The following is an 11863-nucleotide window of genomic DNA, read 5'->3' as shown; positions in this document are numbered from 1 at the left end:
CTACAGGAAGCGCTCGATCAGCCGCCGCGAATGTCGGTCGAGTGCGTGCAGGTCGTCGATGATGAAATGCAACCCATCCGCGCTCGTGATCATCAGGCGCGCCCGGTCGCCCGGCAGCCGCCGGATGTCCTCTTCGCCTTTGAGCTCGAAACGGGTCGGGCCGCGGTCGGTGTCGACTTGCCAGACGCTCGGTGTCGAGAAGGTCGAAACCGAAACCAGCCGCTGTAGGGTCGGCATGAACTCGCGCTCGGCCAATTCGGCCTCGATCAGCGCCCGCGCCGGCTCGGGCAGCCGCTCGAGGCGGTCGAACCAGAGCAACTCATGGCCGTCGCATCCCACGAGCGAAATGCCTTCGCCGGGCGCCGTGATCGGAAATGCCCGCACCGGAACCACGCCAACGTGCGCCGTGCCGTTGGGCATCGTGCAGACCAGACGTCCACGCGGGTCGCGAAAGAGTTCAAAGGCCGCAAACGCCGAGTGAGCAGGAGTGGAAGTGTTCATGGAGCCACCGCTTCATGGGCAGAAGGTTGAGGAACGGCGTGCGCGATCAGCACGGCATCGTGATCGTCCTCGGCATCGTCTTCGGCGTCGGCTTTGCGCGCCTGGGCTTCCCAAAGCCGCCAGTAATGGCCTTGCGCGGCCAACAGCTCGTCGTGCGTTCCGATTTCGACGATTTCGCCCCGGTCCATCACCACGAGCCGGTCGGCCTTGCGCAAGGTCGACAGCCGGTGGGCAATCGCAATCGTGGTGCGCCCGCGCACGAGGTTATCGAGCGCCCGTTGGATCTCTTTCTCTGTCTCCGTATCGACGGCGGAAGTGGCCTCGTCCAGGATCAAGATTCGAGGGTCGATCAACAGCGCGCGGGCGATGCTGATGCGCTGGCGCTCGCCGCCCGAGAGGCTTTGGCCGCGCTCACCCACGAGCGAGTCGTAGCCGTGCGGCAGCCGAAGAATGAACTCGTGCGCATGGGCGGCCCGGGCCGCCGCGACGATTTCCTCGCGCGTGGCATCGGGCTTGCCGTAAGCAATGTTCTCCGCGATGGTGCCGAAGAATAGAAATGGCTCTTGCAAAACCAGCCCGATGTGGCGCCGGTAATCGGCCACCTTGAGCCGCCGCAGGTCGATGCCGTCGACCTGGATCGAACCCTCGGTCACGTCATAAAACCGGCAGATCAGGTTGACCAGCGTGCTTTTGCCCGAGCCGCTGTGGCCCACGAGGCCAACCATCTCGCCGGCTTTGAGTTCGAGGTTGAGGTTGCGGATCACCGTGCGGCTTCCGTAGCGGAACCCCACCCGGTGCATCGTCAGCTGCCCCCGGAGCCCGGCCGGGGGCAGCGGCAGCGGATCCACCGGCTCAGGCACGTTCGAGACATGGTCGAGGATGTCAAAAATACGCTTGGCCCCGGCAGCCGCTTTCTGCGTGACGGAGACGATGCGGCTCATCGAATCGAGCCGCCCGTAAAACCGCCCGATGTAGGCCAGGAATGCCGACAGCACCCCCACCGTCACTTCGCCGCGGCTGACCTGCCAGATGCCAAACCCCCACACGACGAGTAAGCCGATGTCGGTCAACAGCGTCACCGTCGGCGTAAAGAGACTCCAGGTTTTGTTGAGTCGGTCATTCACCGCCAGGTTAAGCTGGTTCGCTTCGCGGAAGCGCCGCGCCTCTCGCGCCTCCTGAGCGAAGGCCTTGACCACGCGGATGCCGGGTATCGTGTCGGCGAGTACGTTCGTGACTTCGCCCCAGACCCGGTCGATCTTCTCGAAACCGGTCCGCAGCCGGTCGCGCACCAAATGGATCATCCAGGCGATGAACGGCAGCGGCAACAAAGTGACCAGCGCCAGCCAAGGGTGGATCGACAACAGAATCGCCGCCGTCATCAACAGCATCAGCACGTCAGCGGCAAAGTCCAGTGCATGCAGCGACAAAAAGACGGAAATCCGGTCGGTTTCACTGCCCACGCGGGCCATCAGATCGCCGGTGCGTTTGGCGCCGAAATAGTCGAGCGAGAGTCCCAGCAAATGTTCGAACGTCGTCGTTCGTAGGTCGGCTGCGATGCGCTCGGAGACCAGGGCCAGCAGCCAGGTACGCGCCCAGCCCAAGGCCCAAGCGAGCAGCGCGGCCCCCAACAGCCCAGCGAGCAACAGCAAGACATAAGACGGGTCGATGCGCTGGCCGTTTTGGAACGGAATCAGCACCTCGTCCATCAGCGGGATCGTCAGGTAAGGGGGCACCAGCGTGGCGGCGGTCGACCCCAGCATCAAGACGAAACCCAACAACAGCTGCCACCGATAGGGGCGCGCAAATCGCCAAAGACGAAGCAGCACCCAGGTCGAAGGCGGTGTATTGCTCTCGCGGGCGCAGTTCGGACATTCCTCTGCGTCCGGAGGAATCGGCGCATGACAGATGGGGCAAGCTGCCCCCGCTGCCGCGTCCAGGGCGGCCTGCGCGCCGTCACGAACGACCCGCAGGAAGGCGCGCAGCAGCGTTTGGGCCTGGGCCGCATGCCGCAGCGTGTAGTGCCAGCGCGCGATACGCTGTGAACCGTCGACCAGTTCGAGCGTCCCGATGCCTGCGTGGTCAGACTGTTCGAGGCTCATGCCTGAGTGCAGCGGATAGCTGCGCCAGACCGGGTCGGCCGCGCCGCCGTGCGAGAGCAGCCGGCGGTCGGTGAGGATCAGACGGCCTTCTTCAAATCGGAGTTGCTCGCTGAGGTCAACCGAAAACGTGGCCAGAACGTTCTCATTCGGATCGAGTGGTGGGTTCAGGGCGGGCGCGGCCTGTGGCGGTGGTTGGTCCGGGGTCGATGGCATGGATCGGAAAAGAGTGGCGCGGACGCGAAAAGGCGCGTCGCTGATGCGTGTAATTGTTGCTCAACGCATGAGGCCCCCCATTCGCTGACAAGGCCATGATGTTGCGTGGCATATTCGAAGGCAGACGGCTACCGACGGTTGCTCATGAACTTTCAAGATCAGGAAATCAAAATACGACGGGCGCAGTTCCTGCGGGGGCCCAACGTCTGGACCTACCGGTCTGTGATGGAGGTGTGGCTCGACCTGGGCGCGCTCGAGGACTATCCCTCGAACCAAATTCCCGGACTGATACCGCGCTTGCGCGAATGGCTCCCGGCGCTCGAAGAGCACCACTGCGGTGTGGGTGAGCGGGGCGGCTTCCTGCAGCGGCTCGAAGAGGGCACCTGGGCGGGGCATGTGCTCGAGCATGTCGTCATCGAACTCCTCAACCTCGCGGGCATGCCCACCGGTTTCGGCCAGACGCGCAGCACTTCGCAGCGCGGCGTCTACCGGATGGTTTTCCGCGCGCGCGACGAAAAAATCGGCCGCGTGGCGCTGGCTCAGGGCCACGCTCTGCTCACTGCCGCGATACAAGGCCGCTCCTTCGATGTCGCCGAGGCTGTGCGTGTCTTGCGCGATGCGATCGACGACTGCTATCTCGGCCCGTCAACCGCCAGCATCGTCTCGGCGGCCACCGACCGCGGCATTCCCCACATCCGCCTCAACGACGGTAACCTCGTGCAGCTGGGCTATGGCGCGCGGCAACGACGCATCTGGACCGCCGAGACCGAAAAGACGAGTGCCATTGGCGAAGGCATTGCGGGCGACAAGGACCTGACCAAAACGCTGCTTCGCGCCTGTGGCGTTCCCGTCCCGCAGGGGCAGGTGGTTGCGAGTGCAGACGAAGCCTGGGAAGTCGCCCAGGATCTGGGCTTGCCCGTGGCAGTCAAGCCGGGCGACGGCAATCATGGGCGCGGCGTCACGCTCGATTTGAACCGCGAAGAGGACGTTCGCGCCGCTTTCGAGCTCGCACGCAAGCACGGGCGCGAGGTGCTGGTGGAGCGCTGCATTTCAGGCGATGAACATCGGCTGCTGGTGGTCGGAGGCCGGCTCGTCGCGGCCGCAAGGGGCGAAAGTGCCTGGATCGTCGGCGACGGCGTGCACACCGTGCGCGAATTGATCGATTTGCAGATCAACTCCGACCCCCGCCGGGGCACCACCGAGGCGCATCCGCTCAACCGGCTCGATCTGTCCGAAGACGACGTGATCCGGCTCGATCTCCAGCGACAGGGCTTACAGCCCGACAGCGTCGTGGAGGCCGGACGTCGTGTGCTGGTTCAACGCAACGGCAACGTGGCCATCGACTGCACCGACGAGGTTCACCCGGAGGTCGCCTTTCAAGCGGGCCTAGCGGCCCGTGCGGTCGGGCTCGATATCGCGGGCGTCGATTTGGTTTGCGAGGACGTCGGGCGACCCCTCGAGGCCCAAGGCGGCGCGATTGTCGAAGTCAACGCCGGTCCGGGCCTGCTGATGCATCTCAAGCCCGCCATCGGCAAACCCCGCCCCGTGGGCCAAGCCATCGTCGAGCATCTGTTCTCGGATGCCGAGGGCAGTCATCCGGGCCGAATTCCCATCGTTGGCTTCTCCGGGACCCGCCACGGTGATCTCGCGGCGCGGTTGGCCGGTTGGCTGTTCCAGCTTGCCGGTCATCGTGTGGCTTCGGCAACCCCCAAAGGGCGCTACATCGCTGGCCGCCCCGTCGGCCTCGTGGCTCGGGATGATTGGGAGGCGGCGCAACGGCTGCTGATGAGTCGGGATACCGATCTGGCCGTGTTCTCCAGCTCGCCCGAGTTGATCCTCGACCATGGCTTGCCCTATGACCGCTGTGATGTGGGTGTCGTCACGGATATGGACGGTTGGGCGGCGCTGGCCCACCACGACATACACGCGCCCGAGCAGATGGTTCGGGTGCTGCGCACGCAAATGGACGTCGTGATGCGTGACGGCTTTGGGGTCCTCAACGCCGATGATGAACGGGTAGTGGGTCTTGGCGAATTCTGCGATGGAGCCGTCATTCTGTACGGGACCCAGACCGCAGCCGGCCGGCCACCGGCACTCGAGCAGCACGTCCGGGAGGGCGGGCGCGCCGCGGTGCTGCACGAGGGCGTGGTTCGCTGGATCGACGGTGCGAGTGAAGAGCCCGGGCCCAACTTGGCCGCATGGCTTGCGCAAAACGACCCGGTCGCGGAAGAGGGTTCTATTCAAGGACTACTCGCCGGCGTGACCGCTGCCTGGGCTGCGGGCATACCGACCGAGTTGATCCGCGCGGGCGTCGCGACCTTTACGTACTGAACCATCCGGAAAGCCCCTCCTGGAGCGCATCAAACATGGAAATCTCGCGTATCCGCGCCCTGCGCGGCCCCAATCTGTGGACCCGGCGCACGGCGCTCGAGGCGATCGTTCGCTGCACCGAGGATGAAGATGATTTGCAGCGGATGCCGGGCTTCGAAGCCCGGCTGCGGGAGCGATTCCCGGCGATCGGCGCCTTGCGTGTCCCCGTCGGTCGGGCCTCACTCGCGCATCTGCTCGAATTGACCGCGTTCGCGTTTCAAACCGAAGCCGGCTGTCCAGTGACATTCAGCCGCACCACGCCCACCGTCGAGCCGCAGACCTATCAGGTCGTGGTCGAGTACACCGAGGAGCCGGTCGGTCGTCAGGCATTCGCCGATGCCGTCGATCTGATCCGTGCCATCCTCGCGGGCGATGCAGCCTTCGATCTCGAGGGCCGGATCGCGGCGCTTCAGGCCTTGGACGAGGATATTCGACCTGGCCCCTCGACGGGCTCGATCATCGCCGCAGCGGTGGCGCGGGGCATTCCCTACCGTCGTCTCACCTCGGGCTCCTTGGTGCAGTTCGGCTGGGGCTGCAAGCAGCGTCGGATTTGGGCCGCGGAAGTTGATTCCACGAGCGCGGTGGCCGAGTCGATCGCGCAAGACAAAGACCTCTGCAAGCGGCTCATGTCGGCTGCGGGGGTGCCGGTTCCCGAGGGCTACCCGGTCGAAAACGTCGAAGAAGCCTGGGTGGCTGCCCAGAAGATCGGCCTGCCGGTGGTGGTCAAGCCGCAGGACGGCAATCAAGGCAAGGGTGTCACGGTCAACGTGACCACGCGCGAGCATCTGGAAATCGCCTACCGCGCCGCCGAAGAGCATGGCACGGTCATGGTCGAGAAGTTTTTGTCCGGCAGCGACTACCGGCTCCTGGTCGTCGGCAATCGCTTGGTTGCTGCGGCTCGGCGCGATCCGCCGCAGGTCGTGGGGGATGGCCAGCACACCGTCGCTGAATTGGTCGAGCAGGTCAATGCAGACCCACGACGCGGCGAGGGCCACGCCACCTCGCTGACCCGCATTCGCCTGGATGAAATCGCGAAGGCGCGGCTTGCCTTGCAAGGACTCACGCCAGAGTCCATCCCCGAAAAAGGGCGTCGCGTGATCTTGCGCAACAACGCCAATCTCTCGACGGGGGGCACGGCCACGGACGTGACCGACGACGTGCACCCGGCGGTGGCCGAGCGTGCCGTCACCGCAGCGCGGATGGTCGGGCTCGATATTTGTGGCGTCGATGTGGTGTGCGAGTCGGTGCTCAAGCCGCTCGAGGCGCAAGGCGGAGGCATCGTCGAGGTCAACGCCGCTCCGGGGCTGCGGATGCACTTGACCCCGTCGTTCGGCCATGGTCGCGCGGTGGGTGAGGCGATCGTCGATTTTCTGTACCCGCCGGGGGAAAACGGCCGTATTCCTGTCGTGGCGGTCACGGGAACGAACGGCAAGACGACGACGGCGCGACTGATCGCGCACCTTTTCAAAGCCAGCGGCTTGTGCGTCGGTATGACCAATACCGACGGGGTTTATGTAGACGGGCGACAAATCGATTCCGGCGACTGCTCGGGCCCCAAGAGTGCGCGCAACGTGCTGATGCATCCCGATGTCGAGGCCGCTGTATTCGAGACGGCGCGAGGCGGGCTTCTACGCGAGGGGCTGGGTTTCGACCTGTGCCGCGTCGCCGTGGTCACCAACATCGGCAGTGGCGACCACCTAGGACTCAACTACATCAGCACCGTCGAGGATCTCGCCGTTTTGAAGCGGGTGATCGTTCAGAATGTGGAACCCGGCGGCTATGCCGTGCTCAATGCCACCGATCCGAATGTGGCCCGCATGGCCGCGGCCAGCCCAGCGCCGGTCATCTTTTTCTCGTTGGACCGCAACCACCCGGTTTTGGCCACACATCGGGCGCAAGGGCTGCGCTGTGTTTATGTCGACGACGGTTCCATCGTCGCGACCGAGGGCGCATGGCGGGAGAGCATCCCCTTGAAGCAAATCCCGCTGACTCGGCAAGGCACGATTCCGTTCCAGATCGAAAACGCCATGGCAGCCATCGCTGCGGCCTGGGGCGCCGGTCTGCACTGGGAGGACATACGGGCGGGATTGGCAAGCTTCACCAGCGACACGGAAAACGCCCCGGGTCGGTTCAACATCCTGGACTATCACGGTGCCACCTTGATCGCGGACTACGGTCACAACCCGGATGCCATGAACGCGCTCGTCAAAGCGGTGGAAGCCATCCCCGCGACGCGCCGCGTGGTCGTCATCTCCGGCGCAGGCGATCGACGCGACGAAGACATTCGCGATCAGACGCGCATCCTCGGACGGGCTTTCGACGAAGCCATCCTGTATCAAGACGCCTGCCAGAGGGGGCGAGCCGATGGTGAAGTCCTTCGCTTGCTGCGCGAGGGTCTGGCAGGGGCACCGCGGACGCGCCAGGTCGAGGAAATCCGAGGCGAATTCAACGCCATCGATCGCGCCTTGAGTGGCTTGCAGATGGGTGACTTGTGCCTCATCCTCGTCGACCAGGTCGAGGAGGCGCTGGCGTACTTGCGCAAGCGCTGTCAAGGCGCCAGTGCCGTCGAAATGACCGCTGCGCTGGCATGAAAAAGCCCGGGTGCGCGACCCGGCCCGGGCTTGACTATTTTGGCGGAGCAGGCGGGATTCGAACCCGCGGTGGGCTATTCACCCACACACGCTTTCCAGGCGTGCGACTTAAACCACTCATCCACCGCTCCGAAGCGTCTTATTGTATCAGCGTGCACGCGCTTTTCGGTCGTGCCGGGTCCGTGGTGCCCCCAATCAAAAGCCACCACCACTCAGCCTAAATCCGGCAGTTGAGCGCGCCCGTGCGGGCCGTCATCGGGCGCGCGGGCAAGGCGCAAACCACAGCCATGGCGGGCGCCATGGCGAGGATTTGCAACGCCGCCCCCGCACCCGAGGGCGGCTCGAACGGGTGCGCAGCGCTCACCCAAGCGGTGAAGGGCCTGCGCACCGAAAATGGTTGAAACATCGACACCTTGCTTTTCGCGAGTAGCGGTCAACTGCCGGATTTAGGTTCATGGATGCACATGCCCCCATTCGCGCTCATAGGTCTGCACCAGCACCTGATTCGAGAGCCGGTTGACCGGGGTGTCGACCCGCGCCATGTCGGGTGGAAACTGAAACAGCGTGGGCAGCGTCTCGGGCGTGAGAAAGCGCAGGCCCGCGGGCAGCTGCGTCGGCGCGCGCCAGGGCCGGTGGCTGGCGATCACATAGCCCCACTCGCCAAAGCTGGGCACATGCGCGTGGTAGGGCGTGGCTTGCAGCCCCGCCGCCTCGACGGTGCGCACCACCGTCCAAAAGCTCTCGCGCGCCACCAGCGGCGAGGTGGTCTGCACGACCGCGTAGCCGCTGGCCGCCAGGTGCTGTTCGAGCAAGGCGTAAAAGCTCTGCGTGTAGAGCTTGCCGATCGCGAAATTGGTCGGGTCGGGGAAGTCGACCACGATGACGTCGAAGATCTCATCGCTGTGCTGCAGCCAGCCAAAGGCATCGGCGTTGACGATTTGCAGCTTGGGCGAGGCGAGCGCACCGGCGTTGAGCGCAGCCAGCGCCGGGTGCGTGCGAAACAGCTCGGTCATCGCCGGGTCCAGTTCCACCAGCGTGACGCGCTCGACGCTCGGGTAGCGCAGGATTTCGCGTACCGCCATGCCGTCGCCGCCGCCGAGCACGGCCACCCGCCGCGGCGCGCCATGGGCCGCCATGGCCGGGTGCACCAGCGCCTCGTGGTAGCGGTATTCGTCGCGTTCGGCGAATTGCAGGTTGCCGTTGAGAAACAGCCGGTGGCCGGCTGCGCCGTGGGTGACCACGATGCGCTGGTAGGGCGTGGTGCGCGTGAGCACCGGCCGGTCGGCATAGAGCTTGTCCTCGGCCAGCGTGGTGAGCGTGTCGCTGGCGGCAAAACCCGCGGCCAGCGCCGCGAGCGTGAGCACGCAGGCCAGCCCGTGCGCGCGCCGCGCGGGCAGCTCGTCGCGGAACAGCCACAGCGCCCACAGCGCCACCGCCGCGTTCATGAAGCCAAACAGCCAGCCCGTGCGCACCAGGCCCAGGTGCGGCACCAGCAGCAGCGGAAACGCCAGCGACACCGCGAGCGCGCCGAGGTAGTCGAAGGTCAACACCTGCGACACCAGCTCGCGCAGGCCCACGTCGCGCTTGAGGATGCGCATCACCAGCGGAATCTCCAGACCCACGAGCGTTCCGATCAGAAGTACCAGCGTGTAGAGCAGAAGCCGAAACGCATCGGGCAGGTAGCCGTGGGCGAGGAACAGCAGCGCCGGCATCGCGCCGCCCCAGAGCGCAACCAGCAGTTCGATGCGCAGAAAGTGCGCGCTCAACTGCCGCGTGAAAAAGCGCGACAGGTACGAGCCCAGCCCCATCGCGAACAGGTAGGCGCCGATGATGGTCGAGAACTGCAGCACCGAGTCGCCCAGCACATAGCTTGCGAGCGTGCCCGCCGCGAGCTCGTAGAGCAACCCGCAGGCCGCAATGACGAACACGCTGGCGAGCAGCGCCACCTCGACCGGGTGGCGGTGCGCGGCCACCGCGCGCCCCGCCTCGGGGACGGCCACCGACATGCGGCGCGCCTCAGCCGTGGATGGCCGCGGCCACGATCAGCGAAATGCCCAGGCACATGGCCGCGACCACCAGCGCCAGCGCACGGTTTTGCTTGGCGACGATCTCCTCCCACAGGTTGTAGGGCGTGAGCTTGTCGATGACGAGGAAGCTGATCCAGAACATCAGCACGCCGATGAGGGCGTAGAGCATCGAGCCAAAGAAGGCTGCGGGCCTGAGCCAGTCGAGTTGCATGGGAACCTCCGCGGGTTAACCCAGATTGTCCATTAGGCGGCCCTACGGGCCTACGCACGCCCTGGCGGTCGCTTTGCGGCGTCTTCGCACCCGTGCTCGTCGCCAATAGCCTCGGCTATTGGCTCCTCCCCCGTGCGCGAATCCACTCGCAAACCGCCGCGCCATCTTCGTGCGTCCTAATGGGCAATCTGGGTGAAAATCAAAAACAAGAGCACACGGCCGGCTATTTATGCCCGCCTCCGCTCGAATACCCCCCAAAACTGCCGCCCGAACTGCGCGTGCTGGTGCTCGAGGTGGCGCAGTTCTGCGTGTTGGGGTCGCAGTCGCTGCAGCGGCTCAAGAGCAGCGCCAACAGCAGCAAGAGCATGAACACGATGATCACTGTGCGCAGGCTCACGCCCGCGTCGGCCGAAAACGGCTGGGCATCGCTGCGCGCGAGCAGCGCCTTTTTGTCCTCGAGGCCGAAGGCGCGCGCGACGGCATCGGCCGGCAGGCGCCGTCCCCCGGACCAGGTCAGCTCCGGGCCCGACTGCTCGCTCGAGAGCAGTTGGTCGCCCGCCGCATAGTCGCGGTTCTCGGTCTGCTGGCCACGCTGCACCTGCCAGTAGAACTCGCCCAGCACATAGGTGGTGGTCGCGCGGTAGGCGCTGGTGAGGGTGTAGCTTTTGCCCTGCCAGGTCGCGCGGCGGCGGTCGCTCGACACGCTCGGCGCGCCGGTCAGCGGCGCGACCAGGCTCCAGCCGTCCGTTGCATCGACGAGGAAGCTGAAGCCTTTCTTGCGGTTGTAGAGCAGGTACTCTTCCCAGCCGAAGGATTCGTCGTCGCCTGGCTCCTGCCCCATGCGGTGCTGAAAACCCACCACCTGCCAGTGCACACCGTCGAGCACGCCGACCGTGCCCAGTGCGATCAATGGGCGCACCGGCTCGTCCTGCGTGGCGTGGCGCAGTTCGCCGCCGATGCCTTGGCTGAGGTCGATCAGGCTTTTGCAGTTCGGGCAGGTGACGGACTTGCTCTGCTCGAGCTGAACGCTCACCGGCGCCCCGCAGTTCGGGCAGGCGAACTGGCGGCCTTGCTCGTCCTTGGCGGATTCGTCCTTGAGGCCGGAGAAGCTCAAGTCCTCCAAGGCCACCGGCTGGCCGCGGCTGAGCTCGGGCGCTGCTTTCGGGTCGCTGAGCTGGGGGCTGTAGTCGATGCTGAGCACCTCGGCGCGGTCGACGCCGCGCAGCTCCACCACCGCGAAGGGCGCGCCCAGCGGCGGCAGCTTGGGCAATTCGCCCTGCGCCGAGCGCAGCGAGACGGTCTGGTTCGACGCCACCGTGTAGGGCTGGCCTCCCACGCGCACGATGGTGCCAACAGCGAAACCGCTTGCCGCGGGCAGCGCCTGGGTGGCCGTGACCGGGCGCGAGAACACATAGGCGCCGTTGTCTTCCGCGAGCCAGGCGCGCGTGCCGTCGTCGAACAGCGCCACCCACTCGGTCCACACCCCCTCGCCGTACTGGTATTGCAGCCGGCCCACCAGGGTGAAGGGCTTGCCGTCGATGCGGCCGCTCGCGCCGAGCTGCAGGGGGCTGTGGTCGTCGAACAGCTCGGCCATCTTGCCGATGCGCTTGAGCACCTCGCCCTCGCGCACGACGATGCTCTGGCAGTAGCCGCAAACCGCGTGCGTGGACTGCGCGCTTTGGAACTCCACTGGCGCGCCGCAGCCGGGGCAGGGGGCGCGGTAGACGCGCTCGGGGCGGCCGCTGTGTTCAGCCATGGCCTGAGCCGTCGACCGCCGCTGCAGCGGCCGGGTTTTTGAGGAAAAACACGGTCACCCCGGCGTGAAATGGTGTTGTGGTGCTATTTAAATTA

Annotated in this window: 8 protein-coding genes and 1 tRNA gene; 2 read left to right on the top strand and 7 right to left on the bottom strand. The window is 65.7% G+C overall.

Features of this window, described 5'->3' with window-relative positions; translation table 11 throughout:
- Complete coding sequence (locus EDC62_RS00580; protein WP_124219302.1) at nucleotides 1–501, bottom strand: cyanophycin metabolism-associated DUF1854 family protein; 501 nt, start codon at nucleotides 499–501, stop codon at nucleotides 1–3.
- Nucleotides 498–2813 carry a cyanophycin metabolism-associated ABC transporter gene (locus EDC62_RS00575; RefSeq protein ID WP_124219300.1) on the bottom strand — a complete coding sequence of 772 codons (2316 nt, stop codon included), beginning with the start codon at nucleotides 2811–2813 and terminating at the stop codon, nucleotides 498–500. Before EDC62_RS00575 ends, EDC62_RS00580 begins: the two co-directional genes overlap by 4 nt.
- Before the next feature lie 144 nt (nucleotides 2814–2957).
- On the opposite strand from EDC62_RS00575, the gene EDC62_RS00570 reads away from it, so the two are divergent.
- Together EDC62_RS00570 and cphA are read left to right on the top strand one after the other, a co-directional pair.
- Nucleotides 2958–5144, top strand: coding sequence for a cyanophycin synthetase (locus tag EDC62_RS00570; protein ID WP_124219298.1), 2187 nt, complete (start codon nucleotides 2958–2960; stop codon nucleotides 5142–5144).
- Nucleotides 5145–5179: 35 nt separating this feature from the next.
- Nucleotides 5180–7774: a cyanophycin synthetase gene (cphA, locus tag EDC62_RS00565; RefSeq protein ID WP_124219296.1), complete on the top strand. Its 2595-nt coding sequence runs from the start codon at nucleotides 5180–5182 to the stop codon at nucleotides 7772–7774.
- A 40-nt stretch (nucleotides 7775–7814) separates the two neighbouring features.
- Here the strand turns inward: cphA and EDC62_RS00560 are convergent.
- From EDC62_RS00560 to EDC62_RS00540, 5 genes are all read right to left on the bottom strand, one after another.
- A tRNA-Ser gene (locus EDC62_RS00560) sits at nucleotides 7815–7905 on the bottom strand.
- An 86-nt stretch (nucleotides 7906–7991) separates the two neighbouring features.
- Nucleotides 7992–8180 (bottom strand): hypothetical protein, encoded by a 189-nt coding sequence (locus EDC62_RS00555; RefSeq protein WP_124219294.1) that lies wholly within the window; start codon nucleotides 8178–8180, stop codon nucleotides 7992–7994.
- A gap of 46 nt (nucleotides 8181–8226) precedes the next feature.
- Nucleotides 8227–9780, bottom strand: a complete 1554-nt coding sequence (locus tag EDC62_RS00550; protein ID WP_124219292.1) for a polyamine aminopropyltransferase — start codon at nucleotides 9778–9780, stop codon at nucleotides 8227–8229.
- Nucleotides 9781–9790: 10 nt separating this feature from the next.
- Nucleotides 9791–10012 carry a DUF350 domain-containing protein gene (locus EDC62_RS00545; protein WP_124219290.1) on the bottom strand — a complete coding sequence of 74 codons (222 nt, stop codon included), beginning with the start codon at nucleotides 10010–10012 and terminating at the stop codon, nucleotides 9791–9793.
- 223 nt (nucleotides 10013–10235) lie between these two features.
- Nucleotides 10236–11768, bottom strand: a complete 1533-nt coding sequence (locus tag EDC62_RS00540; RefSeq protein WP_124219288.1) for a DUF4178 domain-containing protein — start codon at nucleotides 11766–11768, stop codon at nucleotides 10236–10238.
- Nucleotides 11769–11863: the final 95 nt, after the last annotated feature.

Origin of the sequence: Tibeticola sediminis (genome assembly GCF_003843835.1) — a bacterium.
Lineage (GTDB): Bacteria > Pseudomonadota > Gammaproteobacteria > Burkholderiales > Burkholderiaceae_C > Tibeticola > Tibeticola sediminis.
The sequence above is the reverse complement of the archived record's forward strand: the minus strand, read 5'-3'. Positions and strand labels throughout refer to the sequence as shown.